The following is a 19,825-nucleotide window of genomic DNA, read 5'->3' as shown; positions in this document are numbered from 1 at the left end:
AGAGTAGTCGCGCGTAGACTTATAGTTGACCGCATGATGTGTCGTCGAGACAATACTCGTCTCGGCGGGAACGACAACGCACTTCCTGTCTCCTCACCAACGACGTTGCATGGATGCAGTCGAGGTGGCGACCGCGCTCCGAGCGGAAGCCCGGTCGGTGAACGAGCGACGAGTTCTCGTCCTGACAGGTTCCCGCGACCGGTGTGAGACAGTCGTCGGCCAGGTGCTCGACGAACTCGCGATTCCCATCACCGCGACGGCGCTCGTGAGCGACCGTGACTTCCTTCGCTGTCGCCAGGTCGAACCACGCCAGACGGGGGCCATCCTCGGCACCACGCACGAGTGCATCGTGGTCGACGCCCACGACCAGTTGCGCCCGAACACACTCGGGCAGGTCGTCGGCGCGGTCGACGGCGGGGGCCTCCTCGTCCTCCTCGCGCCGCCACTCGACGAGTGGCCGGCCCAGCGGGACGACTTCGACGCGGGGATGGCCGTGCTCCCGTTCAGCCGGGCGGACGTGACCGGACACTTCCGCGAGCGTTTCGTCGAGACGCTCCGGGCGCACCGCGGCATCGCCATCTACGACGTTGATTCGGATACGGTGGAAGACGATGGGCTGACCCAGCCGGCCCCGCGCCGGCCCGACCCACCGTTCGGTTCGCCCGCCGAGTTCGACTTCCCTGCGGTGGCCTACGAGTCGTGCCGGACCGCCGACCAGGTCGAGGCAGTCCACGACTTCGAGTTCCTGGAACACGCGAACCGGGCGCTGGTCCTCGAAGCCGACCGCGGCCGGGGGAAGTCGAGCGCCGCCGGCATCGCCGCGGGGGCGTTCGCCGCCGACGGACAGGACGTGCTCGTCACCGCCCCGAGCTACCAGAACGCGGCCGAGGCGTTCGACCGGGCGCGGGAACTGTTCGACGCGCTCGACATCGCCGGTGACCACCCCGACGACAACACTCACCTCGTCACCACGACCGGCGGTGCAATCAGGTACGAACCGCCACCAGCAGCCGCCGAGCAGGCCAGCGAGCCCGATTTGCTCGTCGTCGATGAGGCCGCGGCCATCTCGGTCCGACTGCTGGATGCGACCCTGGCGGCCGACCGCGTCGCCTACGCCTCGACCATCCACGGCTACGAGGGTGCAGGCCGTGGGTTCTCGGTCCGTTTCAGGGAGCACCTCGACGACAGCGACCACGAGGTCCGCGAGGCCCGGCTCTCGACGCCGATTCGCTACGCAGCCGGCGACCCGGTCGAGGTCTGGTCGTTCAACGCCCTCGGCCTCGACGCCCGCCCGCCGGTCGACCAACTCGTCACGGGCGCGACGCCGGACTCGGTCGAGTACGGGCGACCCGACCCCGAAGCCCTGCTCGCGGACCCCACGCTCCTCCGGGAGACCTTCGGGCTGCTCGTCCTCGCGCACTACCAGACCCAGCCCGACGACCTCGCCCGCCTGCTCGACGCGCCGAACCTCACGGTCCGGACCCTGACCCACGACGGCCACGTCGTCAGCGTCGCCCTGCTCGCGCGCGAAGGTGGCCTGGACGAGGAGACGCGAGCACGCATCTACGAGGGCGGGCGCATCAACGGGAACATGATTCCGGACGTGCTCACAAGCCAGTTGCGCGACGAAGCCGCCGCCGGCCCGGTCGGCCAGCGCGTGGTCCGGATCGCGACCCACCACGCCGCCCGCGGCAGGGGACTCGGCTCCCAGCTCCTCTCGCAGGTCCGCGAGGAGTTCGCAGACGAGGTGGACTGGCTCGGCGTCGGCTACGGCGCGACCCCCGAGCTCCTGCGGTTCTGGGGCGACAACGACTACCACACGGTCCACCTCTCGACCACCCGGAACGACGTCTCCGGCGAGTACTCCGCCGTGATGCTCTCGCCGTGCTCGCCCGCCGGCGAAGCACTCCACGACCGCCACGCGGGCTGGTTCGCCCGGCGCATCGACGGCGTGCTCACCGACGCCCTGCGGGACATGGACCCCGACGAGGTCCGGGCCGCGCTCTCGACGTGTGCCGCTGACGTGCGTCTCGACCTCGACGAACTGGCCTGGCGCGCCGTCGCCGGAACCGCCTACGGCCCCGGTCTGTACGACGTCGCCCCGGGGCCGTTTCGCGAACTCGTCGTCAAGCATCTGGTCGACCCGGAGCCGGGTGCGCCCACCATCGACGCCGAGCACGAGCGCGTGCTCATCACCCGACTCCTGCAGGCCCAGGACGCCGACACCGTCGCCGACGCCCTGGGGTATCACTCGGGGCGAATGGCGATGCGGGCCGTCGGCGAGGGCCTCCGTCCACTCGTCGACCACTACGGCGACGAGGCTGCCCTGGCGGAGCGGGACCGGCATCGATGAGCTGACGGAAGGGGACCGCCATCGATGAGCTGACGGACTGGACCGAGCCGGACCCGACAACCGTCTTGCATCTCTCAGGAGGCTCTTACGTCCTCGAATCGTAGGGTTTGGGGATGGAGAGGGGTTCCAGACGGCGGTTTCTGGCCCGTGTGGGGACGGGACTCTGCGCCGCGACGGCCGCGAGTGGCTGTCTGAGCCGCGGCACCGGGCCCACCCCTGCCCTTGACCAGCGAATCAGCGTCGGCTCGAAGCACTTCACCGAGAACCGCATCCTCGGCTTCCTCACCTTCGAGGCGGTCAACCAGGTTCTCGGTGTCCAGCCCGTCCACGAGATCGGCTACGGCCGCACCAGCACCATCTGGTCGGCACTCGTCGAGGGAGCCGTCGACACCTACTGGGAGTACACCGGCACCCTCTGGTACGTCCACCTCCCCCCCGACGTCACGCAGGAACGCATCGAGGACCCCCTCAAACTGTTCCAGCGCGTCCGGACCGGTCTGCGTGAGACGTACGACCTCGAGTGCTTCTCGCCCGCGCCATTCGACAACCCGTACGTCCTCTGTACGCGCCCAGAATGGGCCGAGGAGACGGGTATCACGACCCTCTCCGGCCTGTTCGAGTACGCAGCCGACGGCAACACCGTCCCGACAGCGGTCGGCCCGGAGTTCTACCACCGGACCGACGGCTGGCCCGGGCTGCTAAATCACTACGAGGTCGACGCCGACACCAGGGCGGCGTGGGCCCCGAACCTCGAAGTGGTCAACCTCTTCCTCGCCTACGAGTTCCTCGTCCGCGAGCGCATCGACGTCGGCATGGGGTTCGGGACGGACCCGCACATCGCCATCAACGACCTCGTGGTGCTCGAAGACGACCGTGACTTCTTCCCCCCGTACAACCCTTGCCCGGTCGTCCGGACCGAGGTACTCGACCGCATCGACGGCCTCGGGCCGTTGCTCGACCAGCTCGGCCCACTCATCCAGTCCGCCGAACAGATGCGAGAACTCAACGCCAGGGTCGTGATCGACGGTGAACAGCCCCAGCAGGTCGCGCTCTCGGTGCTCCGGGAGGGAGGTATCGTCCCGTGACGCTACTCCGGCGGGTCAGGGAGTCGTTCTCGCTGCAACTGGGGGTCGCCCTGCTCGTTGTCGTCCTGTTGCTGGCGGTCATCGGGGCCGGAACGTGGCTCGTCACCGCGGACGCGGTCCGGGAGGACGTCCAGGTCAAACTCGTCTCGCAGTCAGAAGCCGAGGCGAACGGCCTCACCGAGTGGTTCGACAGCAACCGGCTGTTCGTCCGTCTCCTCTCCGACGACGACGTGTTCCAGCAGGGCTCTGACCCCGAGATTCGGGACTACCTCCAGCGGCAGGTGTCCACCGAGGACTTCGAAGTACTCGCCCTGCACTACGTGGACATGCGCGAGAACCGCGTCCTCGTCTCGACCGTCGCCGCCGCCGAGAACGAGAGCATCGCGGACCGCCCGTGGACCTCGCGGCTCCGGTTCCAGGACTTCCAGGACGTGTACGTCTCGGAACCGTACACCACCCCGCGGGGCGAGGCGGTCGTCGCCTTCGTCAGCCCGACCGGGGACGTCAACGGGGCGCTCGTCGCCGTCGTCGACGTGAGCGAGATCGGGGAGTCCTTCCGCTCGCCCATCGCCGGCACCGTCACCCGGGTCATCGACTCCCGGGGCATCGTCGTCTTCTCGGAGGACCCCGACGAGCGCCTCCAGCCGTACCTGGCCGACGAGAGCGCCATTCCCGAGGCACTGGTGCGGGCCGTCGACGGCGAGTCCGGCTTCCAGCAGGACTCCCTGAAAGAACGCGAACTCGACCACGACGTCGTCACGGCGTACGCGCCCGTCGCGGGCACGGACTGGGTCGTCATCATGCAGGCCCCGACCGCGTCCGCCTACGCGGTGCTCGACCGCATCGTCGTGGGTATCGTCGCGTTCGTCGCCCTCGCGCTTGCCGGCGTGCTCGCCGTTGCACTGACGTTCGGGCGCACCACGACGCGAGCCGTCAGCGACCTCACCGAGACCGCCCAGGCGTACGCCTCCGGGGACTACGACGCGGAGCCGTCACTCGACCGGGCGGACGAACTGGGCACCCTCGCGGCCCAGATGCGCCAGATGCGTGACGCCCTCCAGTCCCGCATCGCGGCGCTCGAGACCGCCCGCGGCCACGCCGAGCAACGCAAACTCCAGTTGCAGCGCCTGCTCGCCAACCTCCCCGTCGTGCTGTTCGTCGTGGCCCCCGACGGCCGGTTCGAGGACGTGCAGGGCCGGACGCCGGAGGGGACGTTCGCCCTCGTCGACGCCATCGGCGACCGCGTCGAGGACCGGTTCGGCGCGTATCCCGAACTGGTGGAGACGTGTCACGACGCCCTGGATGGGACCCCGAGTTCGGTCACTGTCGACGTGGAGGGCGGCATCTACCACGTGCAGGTCCATCCGGTCACGGAGAACGGCACGGTCCAGCAGGCCATCGCGGTCGCGAGCGACGTGACCGAAGAGCGCAACCGCGAACAGCAGATTCAGGTGCTGAACCGGGTCCTCAGGCACGACCTCCGGAACCGGCTCAGCGTCATCGTGACCTACGCCCGCCACGTCGCCGACGGCGTCGACGATCCGGAGCTCACCGATGCCCTCGACCACATCGTGGCACAGAGCGAGGAACTCGTCGAGACCAGTGAGAAGGCACGGAACGTCCAGCACGCGCTCGAAGACGCGGACAAGAGCATCGACGTGGCGGCACTCGCCGACCGGACGCTCGAGGCGTTCGAAACCGCACATCCCACGGTCGACGTCGAGCGCTCACTCCCTGCGACGGCCCCCGCCAGGGCGACCATCCACCTCGGGCTCGCACTGGAGGAGCTGCTCTCGAATGCGGTCGAACACACCGACAGCGACGCACCGAACGTGCGCGTCAGCGTGGAGAACCGGCTTTCACAGGTCACCCTCGTCGTCGAAGACGACGGGCCAGGCATGCCGGACGCCGAGCAGCGAGCCATCATCTCCGGCGAAGAGAAGCCGCTCGCACACTCCAGCGGCCTCGGCCTCTGGTTCGTCTACTGGCTGGTCACCGCGGCGGGTGGCCAGTTCGAGTTCGACGAGAGCAGCCTCGGCGGCCTGGCAGTCCGGCTGTCGTTCCCCCGCGCGGAGGGATAGTTTCGTGATGGGTGGCCTCGAAGAACGGGTATGACCTGCGCCGAGACGGGCTGTGACCGCGAGGCAGCGGTGCGACTGCACATCCCGTGGGCCGCGGACCGGGACGTCTGCGTGGCCCACGCTCGCGGGCTCGGACAGCAAGATGGGGTCGTCACCGAACCCCTCGACGGAAAAGAGAGCGAGTGGCCCTGAGTCGGCGAACTGCTCAGAGCGACACTGCCATCATCACTTCGTCGACGTAGTCCTCGTCGATCTTGTAGTGGTCCTCGCGCACCGCTTCGGTCTCCCAGCCGTGCTTCTCGAGGAACTTGATGGCACCCTCGTTCGTCGCCGGAACGCTGTTGTAGAGCTTCTCGTACCCGTTCTGCTTGGCCCAGTTGACGCCACGTTCGAGCAGGTGGCTCCCGACATCGTGGTCACGGTACTCCGCGAGCACCCCGACGGTCAACTCGGCGGTGTGGTGGAGTTTCTCCAGTTCGGGAACCCGGATGTGGACCCAGCCGACGACGTCCTCGTCGACGGTCGCGACGAAGAACATGCGTGATTCGAGTTCGTTGTGCCGGAGCAGTACCTCCTCGTGGTCGAGGATGTCGGCGACCTCCTCGGCCTCGATGTAGGTGCCCTCGTCGGCGACGTGGCGGATGGCCCCGATGAGCCCGGAGAGGTCGGACTGGTGGGCCTGTCGGATGACGAACTCGACCTCGTCACTGACGTGCTCCTCGGCAGCGCCCTCGTCCTCGAAAGCGACCTTCAGGATGCCGTCGTCGTCGGTCAGATAGCCGTCCCGCTTGAGGATGGCGACGTGGTGTCGTACCGCCCTGGGGTCCATCTTGAGGGCCTGTTCGACCTCCTTTCGCTTCACCGTCCCGTGGCTTTCGACGTACTCGTAGAGGTCGCGGCGGTCCTCGTGGTCGAAGCTCAGTTTGTCAGTGAGTTTCATGGGTACTGATACCACGCCGCGATACTTAATGGTTGTTTGGGTGAATCTCCCGCAGACCACCGACCGAAGCGCACCTCACGCCCCTGTCACGGCCCGAATCGCCTTCCGCCGGAGCCAGAAGTAGACGGTCCCGAGCGACAGCACCAGTGCCCCGCCGAACACCCAGAACCCGTGGAAGGTGACCTGCATGAGGACGACGGTGTAGCCGAGGAACAGCACGGCCAGCCAGACCAGCGTCGCGCCGGACTCGAACGCCTCCTCGACGTAGTTCAGACTCTCCTGTGCCGTCATCGGTCGCGCCAACTCGGGATGCTTGCTGACCCGGCGGCGCTCCCACAGGGAGACGGCGAGGAACGAGAGACCGATGCTCCCGGGGACGGCCAGCCAGCCCTCCGTCACGAGCAGCGAGAGGATGAAGCCGAAGCTCACCACCGCGAGTAACAGCAAGAAGAACACCCGAAGTCGGTCCATGGCCTCGACGACGGTCATTGCCGGCTAGACGGGACCAGCACGAATCAACAGAGCCCTGATGTCTCGGTAGAAAGGTGCAAGGAGTCAGTGCCGGTCCGGCACCGTCGTCAGCAGCTGGGCCACGTCGACCGCGTTGTGCGTCTCGATGAGTATCTCCGCGGCCGTCCGCAGCGCGAACGTGCAGTCCAGGTCGACCCCGTAACACCGGCCGTAGAGGTCGAGCCAGCGATTGAGCACCGATTCGAGCCGACTGCACTGTGCGGCCGGCAGGTCCGGCCCGCCGGTCCGGCAGTCGACGTACAGCACGACGACCGGGCCGACGCCCTCCCGGCAGTACCGCTTCGCCCTGGCCTCGGGGTCCTCGGGCTGCTCGAACGCCTGCTCGGCGAGGGCGACCTCGGCTTCGAGTTCGTCGATGCGTGCCGCGACGCCTCGGGCCACGGTGGTACTCATCCCTGCCTGTATTCGACGCCCTTCCCGCCGTTCGGGTGCTCCCACGTCGTGTCCGCGACCACGGCACAGGTGCCGCATTCGACGCAGGGCTGGGTGTCGAGGCTGACGAGTTCCTCCTCCGAACCGTTCGTCTTCACCGTCTCGGTCCGGTAGCAGCCGCCACCGAAGCCCTCGGCGGAGACCGGGCACGCTGTGACCGCGGTGCCGCTGGCCTCGACCGACTCGTCGTTCAGGACGATGTGTGGGTTCCCGATGTCGGTGTCGTAGGTCAGGTCGCCGATGCGATCCTCCAGCGTCGGCGGCTCGATCCGGTTCTCACCCTCGACCTGGACGCCCTGCGTCTTCGCGAGCAGGGTCGGGATGGTGACGTACGCCGGCCGGATGTCGGGTAGTATCGACATCATCCGGGGCGAGTTGAACGCCCGCTTGACGACCGACTCGGTGATTCCGAGGCCCAGCGCGGCCTTGCCGACGGGCGACTTCGCGACCGTCTCCATGACGCTCGCCATCGCCCCGTTCTCGGTGACCGGACGGGTCAACTCGTACGCCGTCGGGCGGAGCTTGTCCATCACGCCCTCGCGTTCGAGCATCTGGGTGTAGCGCTGTCCGGCCGTGACGCCGGAGCGCCCCTTCGCGGTGACGAAGGCGTCGGCGGCGAGCGCCCCGGCGGTGACGGCGTGGTTCATCCCCTTGATGATGGGCCCCTGGGCCTGCATCTGGCCGGCGGCGTCGCCGACGACCAGCATGCGGTCCCGGTGCGGGTTCTTCAGCGCCGCCTTCTTCGAGTCCGGCACGAGCTTCGCGGAGTACTCAAGCTCCACGTACTCCTCGGGCAGCCACTGCCCGAGGTGCGGGTGCGTGAGCAGGGCGTCGAGCAGCTCCTGGGGTTCGGCCCGCTCGCTCGCGATGCTGTCGAGGTGGAACACGGTCCCGATGGAGAGCGTGTCCTCGTTGGTGTACATGAACCCGCCACCCCGGACGCCCTGGAACAGGTCGCCGGAGAACAGGCGGGCGACGCCCTCCTCCTCGCCGATGTCGAAGGTGTCCTCGATGTGGCCCTCGGGCAGGTCGACGACCGCCTTCACGCCCTGGAAGTACTCGTCGGGGTCCTCCCAGTCCATCAGGCCGGCCTCGCGGGCGAGTTCAGAGTTCACGCCGTCGGCCGCGATGACGATGTCCGCCTCGATGTCGTCGAGTTCCTCGCATTCCACGCCGATTATCTCGCCGTTCTCGCGGAGCAACCCGTTGACCTTCACCTCGGTCAGCAGGCCGCCACCGGTCTCGCGGCACTTCTCGTGGACCTGCTCGGCGAGCCAGGAGTCCATCTTCCTGCGGAGAACCGCGTCACACCACAGCGTATCGTTCTCGTGCAGTGGCGTCAGGTCGTACGTCTTGACCTTGTCCCCGGCGAGGTTGTCCATGTAGTAGTCGGTGACCTCGCGCTCGGCCGCCTCCTCCCGGAAGCCCGGGAACAGGTCGTCGATGGTGTACGGCGCGGAGCGCTCGGCGTAGATGAGCCCGCCGGAGACGTTCTTCGAGCCGGCGTCGACGCCGCGTTCCAGTACCAGGGTCTCGACCCCGTGGTCGGCCAGCCTGGCAGCGGCGGCGGCCCCGCCGGGACCGGCCCCGACCACGACCGCCTCGTAGTGCTCTCGCTCAGTCATCGTCGTCACCTCCGGCACCGGCGACGGCGGTGTTCGCGACTGCAGCACTCAGCTCCCCGGTCTTGGCGGCTTCGATGAGTCTCGGTAGCACGTCGAACAGGTCTCCTTCGATGAAGTAATCAGAGAAGTCCCGGATTCTGGCGTCCGGGTCCGTGTTGATGGCGATGATGGTGTCCGATTCGTCCATGCCGACCTTGTGCTGGACCGCCCCGGAGATGCCGGCGGCGATGTACAGCTTCGGCTCGACTATCTGGCCGGTCTCACCGATCTGGCGCTCCTCGTGGGTGTACTGCTCGACGTGGCCGTCGAACTGGTACGAGCCCGTGACGATACCACGGGTGACGCCCACGTCGGCGTCGTCGAAGCAGTCGGCGAGTTCGACGCCCAGTTCCATCCCGAGGGTCGGGTCGTCGCCGATACCGCGGCCCATGGCCACGATGACCTCGTGGCCGGTGAGGTCGACACCGCTGTCGAGCACGTCGGCCTCCTGCACGTCGACGCGGAACCAGTCGTCGGAGAGGTCGGTGTCGCGCTCGATGACCTCGCCCTCGCGGGCCTCGTCGGCCTCCGGAATCTCGAAGCTCCCCGGGATGACCGACCCGCCCTGCGGGTGGAAGTCCCGGTGCGGGTTGTCGATGCAGAGGATGGTCGAGTACTCGAAGCCGGAGAAGTCCGGGCGCTTCATGTGCAGGATGCGCTCGAACGTCTTCGTCGTCCCCGGCTTGCCGGTCTTGACCGGGTTCGATATCTCGGCGCTCTCGATGTACAGGCCGGAACAGTCAGAGGCGAGCCCGGAGTCGAGTTCGCCCTGCACCAGCGCGGAGAGGTCGCGGCCGTTGTTCGTCGCCGGGAAGAGGACGTACCGGGGCTCGTCGTAGTCCCGCCAGTCGCTCTCCTCGGGATTGCCCACGCCGGGGTCGCCGCCCCAGCGAGCCATGTCGCAGAATATCTCGGTGAACGCCTTGTGCCGGAACCGGTGCAGGCGCTCGTCCTCCTTGTAGACGACCACGTCCGCCCCGAGCGCGATGCACTCGTCGGCGAGGCGCTCGACGTCGTCACCGATGAGGACCGCGACGACGCGCTCCTCCTCGTCGTAGTCGTCGTTGTAGTCGTCCATCAGCTGCCGGGCCTTCCCGAGCATCTCCCGGGAGACGTCCAGCAGTTCGCCACGCTGGGTCTCACAGTACACCCACATGTCGCGGTAGGTGCCGTCCTCGATGGCACGGACGTGGCGCTTGTCCGCGGTCGGGTGGTTCAGTTCGGGGTACTTCTCCTCGGGCGGCAGGTCGGCTTCGACCTCGCCCTCTTCCTCGTCGCTCTCGGAGAGGTCGTCGATGCGCTTCTGGATGAGCTTCTTCGCGCTGGAGCGGTCCTCGCCCGCCTCCTCGCGTTCGAGCAAGGATTCGAGCTGGTCGACCTCGTCGATGTCGCGCACCGCGTTCCCGATGTCGGCGACCGTCATGTCGGTCGGGTCGAGCGCGTCCGCATCGACCTCCTCGCCGTCGTCTTCGAACTTCTCGATGCGGCTCTCGATGAGCTTCTTGGCACCGACGCGGTCCTCGCCCGCCTCCTCGGCGGCGAGAATCTCGCGAAGTTCGTCGACGTCCTCGATGTCTTTCAGTGCGGGGCCGAGTTCGGAGATGTCGTAATCGTTGGGGTCCAGTTCAGGCATCGTCAATCACCCGCCACGAACGGCGTCAGCTCTTCCATGACCGCTTCCATACCCTCCTCGTCCTCCGGTGTCACCATCGTGGCCTCGCGTTCCGCGGGGGCCTTCGGGATGGGGTCGACCGAGGAGACGATGGTCGGCGAACCGTCCAGCCCGACGAAGTCGGGGTCGAGGTTCAGCTCCTCGTGGTTCCACATCGTCAGATGCTCCTTGAAGTTCTCAGCGCGTTTCGTCGTCTGCTCGCGCAGGTCTTTCAGTCGGAGCCGGTGTTCGGCGCGGCGGTAGCTCGGTTCGAAGTCCGGATCGGTCACGACGAAACACGGCATCGGGGCCTCGACGGTCTCTATCTCGTCGACGTCGCCCTCGACGAGTCGCTTCGCGCGGAGCTTGCCTTCCTCCTCGTCGATGTCGAGCGAGACCACGTGGGTCACGATGGGCCAGTCCAGACACCAGCAGGTCTGCGGGCCGGTGTGGCCCGTCTCCCCGTCCGCGGTCTTGAAGCCCGCGAACACGATGTCCGGCATCTCGTCCATGTGCTCCATGGCGGTCCCGAGCGTGATGGAGGTCGCCCAGGTGTCGGCGGCCGCGAACTCGCGGTCGGACACCAGGACGAGGTCGTCGGCGTACACGTCGCGCATCCCCTCCTCGAGGATGCCCTCGTAGCCTGGCGGGCCCATGGATAGCAGTGTCACGTTCCCGCCGTGGCGGACCTTGGTCTGCAGGGCCGCTCGGAGCGCGAACTTGTCGTTCGGGTTCATCACAGTGGGTGTCTTCCCCCGTTCGAGGTGGCCGTCCTCGTCGAACGACACTTGCCCCTCGCGGAAGTCAGGCACCCCCTTCGTCATCACAGCGATGTTCAGGCTCATGTTGGATTATGCGCGCCCCTGGCGTCCGGCGTCCACGTCGATGGCGTCGACCGGGCAGACGTCGACACAGAGCATGCAGTCGATGCACTGGGCCTCGTTGGCCGGGTCGGCCTTGATCTCCGACTCCGGATGGCCGGGCGTGTCCACCCATTCGAACACGTCGACCGGGCAGTCTTCCAGGCAGGCACCGTCGGCCAGGCAGATGTCGAAGTCGACGGCCACGTGGGTCCCGTGGATTCCCAGGGTTTCCGGTTCATCGACAGGTCCCCACACGTCGTGTCCGCTGTGCTCGTCGACTACCTCGCGGTTGTCCTCGAAGTTTGGGTCAATGGCCATTGTCAGCTAGTGCCATGGGACGGTGTTGTCTTAAATCTACGTTCGTGAAATTCACCGCCACCCTGCATTTTCCACCCTGTTGTGGAGTGTAGTATTCTCTCTCTGGACGACCTGTACCGGGTACTGTACAACCCCATGACATATCATGGTCGCTCGCTCTCTCGGCATGCCAGAACACCCGGGCACACCGGCGGAAAGAACCATGGGACGGAACCGAGTAGTGGTGGTATGGTCATCGCGTCCACGCTCGGCGGCATCGACGTCGCCCTGCTCGTCGCCATCGTCCTCCTCGTCGTCGGCGTCATCGGTAGCGCCGTCCCCTCCTTGCCCGGCCCGCTGGTCTCGGTCGCCGCCGTCGCGGGCTACTGGTACTTCGGCGACGGGCTGGGGACCGTCGCCGCCGCCACGCTCGTCCTCGTCGGGCTGTTCGCGGTGGCCGCGGACCAGCTCGCGGACGTGGTCTCGACCCGGGCCAGCGGTGCCTCCTGGACGACCACCGCCCTCGCGGGCATCGTCGGCTTCGTGCTCCTGTTCGTCGTCGGTCCCATCGGCATCATCCTCGGCGTCGCGGGGACCGTGTTCGCGGTCGAACTCTACCAGAAAGGCGACCGCAACCACGCGGCGCGTGCCGCCGCCTACACGACGGTCGGCATCCTGGCCAGCATCGTCGTCCAGGTGTTCCTGACGGCCTCGATGCTCGTCGGGTTCCTCCTCGCCGTCTTGCTCTGACTGGTCGGCCGATTCCCAGGTCCGAAACCCGGACAGTCAGGCGATTCCGCGACTTTGCTCTTGCCCACTGGCGAACTAGCTTCTAGCATGAACAGTCCCGACTCACCACGAGGCCATCTCACTCGACGTGCCCTCTTGCGTGCTGGGTCGGCGACGGTGCTCCTACCGTTGCTGGCCGCCGCGCCGGCCGCGTCGAGCCACGAATCGACCGCGGGACGAGCCATGCTCGACCTGCTCCCGGCCGAGTTCCCCGGGTTCGACGAGCCCGCCGCGATTCCGGTCCCGGCCGGTACCCAGCTACTGCCACGGTCCCCGCCGGTCGGGGCCGGCGCGATGCACGTCTGGAGTACGGACGAACGCGTCGCACTCGCCGGTATCGTTCTCCCGCGAACCGACCGCGACCTCGTCGCGTTCCTGCGGGAACTGGGTGGCGAAGCCGCCGACCTCGGGGTGACGCTCCTCGAAATCGGAGACGGTGGAATGGCCGTCAGTGACAGCGCCACCGGGTCGACCCCGGCTGACGCCCACATGGTCGTCTGGCGGCAGGGTACGCTTGTCGGGCTGGTCGGTGCGATGGGACCCCGCCGACGGGGCCGTCCCGTCAGCCGCCGGACGGTGCTCCGGGTCGCCCGCGAGCTGGAGGCGCAGTTCCGCGAGACCGACCTCGACTTCGTCCGCCGGGCCGTCGACCGGACGCCCCGGGGAGCGCGCCTGAGACGCAGGGGGCGGTCCACGGCGGTCCCGGCCAGAACCGGGTCTTCCGTCCCTTCCCTGTCCGTCCCTGCGGGCGTCGGTGCCGGACTCGCCGCGTTCTCGTTGTCGGAATCGACTGCCGTGAGTCCGTCCACCCGCCGGTTCGGGTCGGCCAGTCCGGCCCTCCGGCCGGACGTGACCCGGCTCGTCCGCCGGCCACTCGTGTTCCAGGGCTCCGAGATAGGCGAGGTCGACCTCCGCATCGAGATGACCGACCTCGGCCCGTGCCCGGACGAGGCAGAGACCTCCTGCGTCGTCGGTTCCCCGAGAACCCCCGACGAGTTCGAGGGCCCCGACGAGCCGTCCGAGCCCGGCGGACCACGGTTCGGTGACGGCATCCGGGGCCGTCGCCCCCCGTCTCGGGGACGGCCGCCGCGCCGTCGGCCACCCCACAGACCCGAGTGGACCGACTACCCCGAGAGCGACCCGGGCGTGTTTGAACCGCCAGAGTACGGCCCCGGTGGCCGGTACGGGCGCGTGCCCCGGACGCCGCGCACCCCGCAGGAGGGGCCACGCTGGTACCCCGCGCCATCGCCACGGGACCGCGGTGAGACCTACCGCTACCCGCGGGAGCCCGCCCCGACTGAAGGCGGCTACATCCCCGGCGGACCACGTTGGCGTCCCGCGGACGATTCCGGCCTCGGCCCCGCACCCCGCTACCCCAGAGGCTCCCCCGGCCAGGGAATCGCGTACGGTATCGGTGCAGGGCCGGGTACCCCCGCCGCCTTCACCGACAGGACCCGGCAGTTCGCCCCCGGCGAGCAGGTCACCGCCGGCGAGCGCGTCCCCTGCCGGAAGACCAACGTCAAGGTGTGGCTCGCACGTCTCAGCATCCACGCGGACGCGACCCGGCCCGACGGCTACGACCCCGACGGCGACGAGAGCGGCTGGGGCGACATGCTCGCCGCGAGTCGCGTGTCCATCACGATGACCTGTGGGGCGGCGAAGACCACCGAACGCTGGTGGATAAGTCACGAGGAACTCGGTGACATGATGCGCGGAACCGAGCTCAAGCCCGACGTGCTCGTCGCCGAGGTCGACGAAGGCTGTCGCTGTCCGGACCCGGCCCGGCGCAAGGTGGTCGTCGACTTCGAGGTCGGGCTGTTCGACAACGACAGCGGTTCGATCGGGCAGATACTCGCTGGAATCCTGGGCGTCCTCGTCGACATCGTGGGCCGTCTCGCGCTCAGTCCCGAGCACAAGGACAAACTCGAGAAGGCCAGGGAGGCGGTCGAGAAGCTCACCGAACTCTGGGAGGACGACCCCGAAACGTTCGCCGAGGAGCTGTCGAAACTCGACATCGTCCGACAGCTCACCCTGGAGGACGTGTTCGAGGTCGCCCACGAGCACTCGGAGCTACTCGGGAAGGCGCACGACACCATCGTCATCGACGAGTAGGGCCCCGGCGACCGCCTCGGTGACCGGGCACTAATCGTCAACGGAACGCACCGTTCGCGCCTTTGCGGTAGCCGATATCTCTATTAGGATTGATTCACACTCTGTCACAACGACCCCTGAACGGTCAAGCAGGCGGTGCGTTGGGCACCGGCGAACCTGCTGGGGGATGGGTGGGTGTTCGCCAGACAGCAGATGCGATTCGAACTGACGCCGTACACGATTCCGCTGTTCGTCTCCGCTGGGGTGGCGGCCATAGCGGCCGTGCTGGCCTGGTGGAAGCGGTCGGAACCCGGTGCGAGGGCACTCACACTGTACCTCGTCGCGGTCGGAGTCGGCTGCATCGCCTACGCTTTGGACATCTCGTTCGTCACACCCGGTGCCAAGTTCTTCTGGACGCGGATCGCGATGGTCGCGATGGCGGTCACCGGCTCCGCCTGGATATACTTCGCGCTGCAGTACACCGGCCGCGAGCAGTGGGCAAACAGACAGACCAGGTTGTTGCTTGCGGTCGAACCGGTCGTCCTCACCGTCGCCATGTTCGTTCCACGGCTCCAGCCGCTGGTCTTCACCGCTCCTGCCGAAAGCGCCGTCGGCCCGTTGAGTTCGGCCAACGTCGAGATCGGTCCCCTGTTCATCGGCCACTTCGTCTACATCACGGTCACGATGTTCGCCGCGACGTTGCTGTTCGTCCAGCTGTTCCTCCGGGCGCGACACCTCTACCGGGCACAGGCGACCGCCATCCTCATCGCCGCGCTGGTCCCCTGGGGAGGGGTCGTCGTACGCTCGCTCGGGTTCGCCGGCAACGTCGACGTGAGCCTGTTCGGCTGGGTGTTCTCCGGCAGCGCGATGGCGCTCTCGCTCTACCTGTTCCGGCTCATCGACCCCGTCCCGACCGCCCACACGGCCATCGTCGAGGACATGGGCGATGGGATACTGATGCTCGACCGCGACGGCTGCATCGGCGACGCGAATCCGACGGCCCGGCGACTCCTCGCCACTGGAGATGACTCCCTGACCGGGACACCGATCCAGGACCTGTTCGCGAAATGGGACCGTATCGAGCAGACCGGCGAGGACGAGTGGTACGAACACGCCGTCACCGTCGACGGCGACCGGCGATTCCTCGAACTGCAGACCTCGCCCTTCTCCGACCACCACGGCCGCGCTATCGGCGAACTCGTCGTCATCCGGGACGTGACCGACCGGACCCGCCGCGAGCACCAGCTCACCCGGTACAAGACGGTCTTCGAGTCGGTTCGGGACCGCGTGTACGTCCTCGACAGCGACGACCGGTTCACGATGGTGAACGAACCGCTTGCGTCGCTACTGGGGTACGAGCCAGCCGACCTCGTCGGCGAACCGTTCGAGACAGTGCTCCCCGAGGGCGAATCGCCCCTCTCGAGTACGTCCACCGCGACCCCCGACGGCGGCGTCGTCGAACTCACCGTCGAGACCCGGAACGGCGAGGCGCTCCCGTGCGAGACCCGGATCGCCCCGATATCGCTCGACCGCGGCGAGTCCGGCGCGGTCGGCGTTATCCGGGACATCTCCGAGCGTAAAGCGGTCGAACAGAGCCTCGCCGAGACTACCGACCGGCTCCAGACGCTGGTCGAGGCGTCCCCGCTCGCCATCGTCGGGACGTCCCGCGATGGCACGGTCGAGGTGTGGAACGAGGCCGCCGAGGAGACGTTCGGCTGGGCGGCCGACGAGGTCATCGGCGACCGATTACCCATCGTGCCGGCTGCCGAAGGGGAACAGGTTCTCGCCGACCGCGAGCGCGTCCTCGGCGGTGAGGCGCTCACGGGCATCGAACGCCGGCTCCAGCGCGCCGACGGCTCGCGCATCGACGCCAGCGTCTCGGTCGCGCCCGTCTCGGACACCGCCGGCGAGATACACGGCGTGGTCGCCGTCATCGCCGACGTGACCGAGCGAAAGGAGCGCGAGCGCAAACTCCGGCGGCAGAACGAACGCCTCGACAAGTTCGCCGGCATCGTCAGCCACGACCTTCGCAACCCCCTGATGGTCGCGTCCGGCCACCTGGACCTCCTCGAGGAGACAGGCTCCCAGGAGAGCATCGACCACATCAGGACGGCCCACCGGCGCATCGAGCAGATAATCGACGACGTGCTCACGCTCGCCCGCGAGGGCCGAGACATCGACGACCCGCAACCAGTGTACATGCCGACGGTCGTCGACCGCGCCTGGGCCACGACCGACACGGGGAACGCGACCCTCACCATCGGCGACGGCCTCGGTACCGTCGACAGCGACCCCTCGCGGCTGCTCGAACTGTTCGAGAACCTGTTCCGAAATTGTGTGGAACACGGGGGCGAGTCCGTCGCCGTCAGCGTCGGGTCGCTGGATGGGCAGGCGGGCTTCTACGTCGCCGACGACGGCCCCGGAATCCCCGAATCCGACCGGGACGGCGTGTTCGAGACCGGGTTCACCACCGCAGACGACGGGACCGGCTTCGGGCTCTCCATCGTCCAGACGGTCGCCGAAGCCCACGGCTGGTCGGTGTCGATCACGGAAAGCGAGTCCGGCGGGGCGCGGTTCGAGTTCCGCGAGAGTTGAGCAGGTCCGTTACTTGTGCGCGAAGTACGCGACAGAGCCGTCTTCCTCGTGGGCGTCGACACGGGCGAAGCCGACGCGCTCGAACTGCACCATCGCGTCGACGGGCTGGTCGGCGAACCCGGGTTCGGCGTGGCCGGAGACGACGCCGTCCATGGTCCACAGCTCGACCGGGACGTTGTCCTCGGCGGGGACCCAGTGGATGACGTCGACGCCCTCCTCGCGGACCGCGTCGATGTCGTCGCCGGTGTACTGCAGGGCGTCGCGGGTGAAGCGGAAGCAGCCCAGGCCCTTCAGCCAGATGCGCTCCTCGCGCTCGGGCAGGTCGTCGGGTTCGAGGAGGACGGCGCCCCCGACCGGGATGTCGCGGTCGCCGCGGTCCTCGTGGTCCGGGTGGACCGGCGGGTGGCCGGCCTCGGGCGCGCCGCCGACGATGGCGAGTTCGGTCCCCTCACGCACGAGGAACTGGCGGTCGGCCGTGTCGTCGATGTGGTCGCGGTTCTTCGAGTACACTGTCGACATCGCGAGGTCCACGTCGCTCGTGGAGGTGCCGAGTTCGAGCATCGACTCGACGATGGCGTCGCCGCGGATGCCCCGCCGGCGCAGGCTCTTGATGGTCGGGGCGCGCGGGTCGTCCCAGCCGTCGAGCTTGCCCTCGTCGATGTACTGCTTGATGGTCGACGTGGACATCTTGATGTCGTAGGCGTCGACCTGGACGTGGCCCCAGTGGACGACCTCGGGGTACTCCCAGTCGAAGTAGTCGTAGAGGAAGCGCTGGCGCTTCGCGGAGTCCTGAAGGTCGATACCGCGGATGATGTGGGTGATACCGACCAGATGGTCGTCGACGCCGGACTGGAAGTCGAGCATCGGCCAGCAGCGGTAGTCTTCGGCCACCTCGCGGGGGTGGGGCGTGTCGATCATCCGGAAGGCAACCCAGTCACGCAGGGCCGGGTTCTTGTGCTCGATGTCGGTCTTCACGCGCAGGACCATCTCGCCCGAGGAGTACTCGCCCGCCACCATGTCCTCGAACTCGGCCATGGTCGTCTCGGCGTCCTTGTCGCGGTGCGGGCACGGCTTGCCGTTGTTCTTCAGCTCGGAGAAGTCCTCGCCGGAACAGGAGCAGGTGTACGCCCCGCCCATCTCGATGAGCTCGCGGGCGTGGTCGTAGTAGGTCTCGACGCGGTCGCTCGCCTTGAACACCTCGTCGGGTTCGAACCCGAGGTACTCCACGTCCTCGAGGATACCCTCGTAGGCGTCGAGGTCGGGCCGTTTCGTCTCAGGGTCAGTGTCGTCGAATCGGACGCAGAACCAGCCGTCGTAGAGGTCCTTGTACGTCCCGATGACGGCCGGCATCCGGGCGTGCCCGAGGTGCCACGGGCCGTTCGGGTTCGGCGCACACCGCATGCGGACCTGGTCGTACTCGTCGACGTTCGGAAGGTCCCCGAGGACGCGGTCGTCCTCCTCGTCCTCCGCGTCGAGTTCCTCGAGCATCTCGGGCGAGAGCTCGCCCAGTCGCTCTCGCTTGCCCTCGAGGTCGAGGCCGTTCACCCGGCCACAGACCTGCCCGACGATACCGGGAATCTGGTCGCCGTGCTGGCGGAACTCGGGGTTGTCGCCCATCAGGGGGCCCATGACCGCCCCGACGTTCGCCTCGCTCTCGTGCTTGATGGCGTTGAACAGGGCGTGTTTCTCTGCCTCCTCTTCGACCTGCTCGCGGAGTGCATCGTCCATTACCCCCACGTACTCCGAGGGGCGTCAAAACAGTCGTGATGTTTCGCCGCGTCGCCGCCGAACCTACGTCCACTATCGTCGCCGTCGTCGTTGCCGTTCGCCACTATCGTCGCCGTCGTCGTTGCCTGTCGACCATCTCGGGATACGCCATGGTACGACACTCGTTGCGCCAGCGCCAACTGGCAGTCGCCACGGACACACCGGTCCTCGCTCGTTCTACTGGGTCGCGGACTCCGGGAAGGTCCGCGTGTTGAACACCCGCTGTGCCACCAGCGAGTCCGACATGTCGCCGTTTCGCCACCGCTTCACCCACGATGCCTGGATCTGGTAGGAGGTCGCCTGCTCGGCGAACCGGTCACCGATGGTCGCCCGCAGCGTCTCCGAGGGGCCGTCGTGTGCCACGATGAGGCCGTACGCCGAGATGACCGCGCCGATCTCCTCGCGGGACTCCGCGCGGGAGGTCGCCTGTGAACTGTACTCCAGGTCGACCCGGCCCTCGCTGAACGTCATGCTCGTCACCTGCATCGCGTACTGCTCTTCGAGTATCCACCGTAACTCGCCGAGACTGCCCTCACCGTCGTCGTTCGGGCGCTCCGGTTCGATCTGGGAATCGCCGCCGAGACAGCCTGCCAGACCGAACGAGACGGCCGCCGCGCCACCGGCGAGCAGCCGTCGCCGCGTCGTGCTGGTGTGGTCCTGTGGCATACCTACCGGTAGCGAGGGAG

The 19,825-nt window shown here is 67.7% G+C and carries 16 protein-coding genes; 7 read left to right on the top strand and 9 right to left on the bottom strand.

What is annotated here, in order from left to right; translation table 11 throughout:
- The first annotated feature begins 109 nt into the window (after nucleotides 1-109).
- From tmcA to N6C22_RS11675, 4 genes are all read left to right on the top strand, one after another.
- A complete protein-coding gene (gene tmcA / locus N6C22_RS11690; RefSeq protein WP_261651286.1) occupies nucleotides 110-2,353 on the top strand; it encodes a tRNA(Met) cytidine acetyltransferase TmcA in 2,244 nt (747 codons plus the stop codon).
- Between the two features lie 149 nt (nucleotides 2,354-2,502).
- Nucleotides 2,503-3,438 (top strand): glycine betaine ABC transporter substrate-binding protein, encoded by a 936-nt coding sequence (locus tag N6C22_RS11685; RefSeq protein ID WP_261651285.1) that lies wholly within the window; start codon nucleotides 2,503-2,505, stop codon nucleotides 3,436-3,438.
- Nucleotides 3,435-5,519 (top strand): ATP-binding protein, encoded by a 2,085-nt coding sequence (locus N6C22_RS21195; RefSeq protein WP_261651284.1) that lies wholly within the window; start codon nucleotides 3,435-3,437, stop codon nucleotides 5,517-5,519. Before N6C22_RS11685 ends, N6C22_RS21195 begins: the two co-directional genes overlap by 4 nt.
- Nucleotides 5,520-5,549: 30 nt before the next feature.
- On the top strand, nucleotides 5,550-5,711 hold the full coding sequence (locus N6C22_RS11675; RefSeq protein ID WP_261651283.1) for a hypothetical protein: 162 nt from the start codon (nucleotides 5,550-5,552) through the stop codon (nucleotides 5,709-5,711).
- Between the two features lie 13 nt (nucleotides 5,712-5,724).
- Here the strand turns inward: N6C22_RS11675 and N6C22_RS11670 are convergent, their stop codons facing one another.
- From N6C22_RS11670 to N6C22_RS11640, 7 genes are all read right to left on the bottom strand, one after another.
- Nucleotides 5,725-6,459: a GNAT family N-acetyltransferase gene (locus N6C22_RS11670; protein WP_261651282.1), complete on the bottom strand. Its 735-nt coding sequence runs from the start codon at nucleotides 6,457-6,459 to the stop codon at nucleotides 5,725-5,727.
- Nucleotides 6,460-6,534: 75 nt separating this feature from the next.
- Nucleotides 6,535-6,948, bottom strand: coding sequence for a hypothetical protein (locus tag N6C22_RS11665; protein ID WP_261651281.1), 414 nt, complete (start codon nucleotides 6,946-6,948; stop codon nucleotides 6,535-6,537).
- Nucleotides 6,949-7,014: 66 nt separating this feature from the next.
- Entirely contained in the window at nucleotides 7,015-7,383 is a 369-nt protein-coding gene (locus N6C22_RS11660) for a hypothetical protein (RefSeq protein WP_261651280.1), read from the bottom strand.
- Nucleotides 7,380-9,047, bottom strand: a complete 1,668-nt coding sequence (locus N6C22_RS11655) for an FAD-dependent monooxygenase (RefSeq protein WP_261651279.1) — start codon at nucleotides 9,045-9,047, stop codon at nucleotides 7,380-7,382. The genes N6C22_RS11660 and N6C22_RS11655 overlap by 4 nt, the downstream gene beginning before the upstream one ends.
- Complete coding sequence (locus N6C22_RS11650) at nucleotides 9,040-10,719, bottom strand: electron transfer flavoprotein subunit alpha/FixB family protein (protein WP_261651278.1); 1,680 nt, start codon at nucleotides 10,717-10,719, stop codon at nucleotides 9,040-9,042. Before N6C22_RS11650 ends, N6C22_RS11655 begins: the two co-directional genes overlap by 8 nt.
- Before the next feature lie 2 nt (nucleotides 10,720-10,721).
- The gene (locus tag N6C22_RS11645) at nucleotides 10,722-11,576 is read right to left on the bottom strand and encodes an electron transfer flavoprotein subunit beta/FixA family protein (RefSeq protein WP_261652556.1); all 855 of its coding nucleotides are present in this window, start codon (nucleotides 11,574-11,576) and stop codon (nucleotides 10,722-10,724) included.
- Between the two features lie 12 nt (nucleotides 11,577-11,588).
- Nucleotides 11,589-11,918, bottom strand: coding sequence for a ferredoxin family protein (locus tag N6C22_RS11640; protein WP_261651277.1), 330 nt, complete (start codon nucleotides 11,916-11,918; stop codon nucleotides 11,589-11,591).
- Nucleotides 11,919-12,146: 228 nt separating this feature from the next.
- On the opposite strand from N6C22_RS11640, the gene N6C22_RS11635 reads away from it, so the two are divergent.
- From N6C22_RS11635 to N6C22_RS11625, 3 genes are all read left to right on the top strand, one after another.
- The gene (locus tag N6C22_RS11635) at nucleotides 12,147-12,647 is read left to right on the top strand and encodes a DUF456 domain-containing protein (protein ID WP_261651276.1); all 501 of its coding nucleotides are present in this window, start codon (nucleotides 12,147-12,149) and stop codon (nucleotides 12,645-12,647) included.
- A gap of 87 nt (nucleotides 12,648-12,734) precedes the next feature.
- The gene (locus N6C22_RS11630) at nucleotides 12,735-14,798 is read left to right on the top strand and encodes a hypothetical protein (RefSeq protein ID WP_261651275.1); all 2,064 of its coding nucleotides are present in this window, start codon (nucleotides 12,735-12,737) and stop codon (nucleotides 14,796-14,798) included.
- Between the two features lie 192 nt (nucleotides 14,799-14,990).
- On the top strand, nucleotides 14,991-17,372 hold the full coding sequence (locus tag N6C22_RS11625) for a PAS domain S-box protein (protein WP_261651274.1): 2,382 nt from the start codon (nucleotides 14,991-14,993) through the stop codon (nucleotides 17,370-17,372).
- Nucleotides 17,373-17,381: 9 nt separating this feature from the next.
- Here N6C22_RS11625 and N6C22_RS11620 read toward each other — a convergent pair whose 3' ends face one another.
- Together N6C22_RS11620 and N6C22_RS11615 are read right to left on the bottom strand one after the other, a co-directional pair.
- Entirely contained in the window at nucleotides 17,382-19,100 is a 1,719-nt protein-coding gene (locus N6C22_RS11620) for a glutamate--tRNA ligase (RefSeq protein WP_261651273.1), read from the bottom strand.
- 216 nt (nucleotides 19,101-19,316) lie between these two features.
- Nucleotides 19,317-19,805: a hypothetical protein gene (locus N6C22_RS11615; protein ID WP_261651272.1), complete on the bottom strand. Its 489-nt coding sequence runs from the start codon at nucleotides 19,803-19,805 to the stop codon at nucleotides 19,317-19,319.
- Nucleotides 19,806-19,825: the final 20 nt, after the last annotated feature.

This window comes from Haloarchaeobius sp. HME9146, from assembly GCF_025399835.1.
Classification (GTDB): Archaea; Halobacteriota; Halobacteria; order Halobacteriales; family Natrialbaceae; genus Haloarchaeobius.
The sequence above is the reverse complement of the archived record's forward strand: the minus strand, read 5'-3'. Positions and strand labels throughout refer to the sequence as shown.

Coding starts and splice junctions, on each gene's coding strand:
- tmcA (WP_261651286.1), top strand. CDS start 110: ATGGATGCAGTCGAGGTGGCGACCGCGCTCCGAGCGGAAGCCCGGTCG.
- N6C22_RS11675 (WP_261651283.1), top strand. CDS start 5,550: ATGACCTGCGCCGAGACGGGCTGTGACCGCGAGGCAGCGGTGCGACTG.
- N6C22_RS11670 (WP_261651282.1), bottom strand. CDS start 6,459: ATGAAACTCACTGACAAACTGAGCTTCGACCACGAGGACCGCCGCGAC.
- N6C22_RS11665 (WP_261651281.1), bottom strand. CDS start 6,948: ATGACCGTCGTCGAGGCCATGGACCGACTTCGGGTGTTCTTCTTGCTG.
- N6C22_RS11660 (WP_261651280.1), bottom strand. CDS start 7,383: ATGAGTACCACCGTGGCCCGAGGCGTCGCGGCACGCATCGACGAACTC.
- N6C22_RS11655 (WP_261651279.1), bottom strand. CDS start 9,047: ATGACTGAGCGAGAGCACTACGAGGCGGTCGTGGTCGGGGCCGGTCCC.
- N6C22_RS11650 (WP_261651278.1), bottom strand. CDS start 10,719: ATGCCTGAACTGGACCCCAACGATTACGACATCTCCGAACTCGGCCCC.
- N6C22_RS11640 (WP_261651277.1), bottom strand. CDS start 11,918: ATGGCCATTGACCCAAACTTCGAGGACAACCGCGAGGTAGTCGACGAG.
- N6C22_RS11635 (WP_261651276.1), top strand. CDS start 12,147: ATGGTCATCGCGTCCACGCTCGGCGGCATCGACGTCGCCCTGCTCGTC.
- N6C22_RS11630 (WP_261651275.1), top strand. CDS start 12,735: ATGAACAGTCCCGACTCACCACGAGGCCATCTCACTCGACGTGCCCTC.
- N6C22_RS11625 (WP_261651274.1), top strand. CDS start 14,991: ATGCGATTCGAACTGACGCCGTACACGATTCCGCTGTTCGTCTCCGCT.
- N6C22_RS11620 (WP_261651273.1), bottom strand. CDS start 19,100: ATGGACGATGCACTCCGCGAGCAGGTCGAAGAGGAGGCAGAGAAACAC.
- N6C22_RS11615 (WP_261651272.1), bottom strand. CDS start 19,805: ATGCCACAGGACCACACCAGCACGACGCGGCGACGGCTGCTCGCCGGT.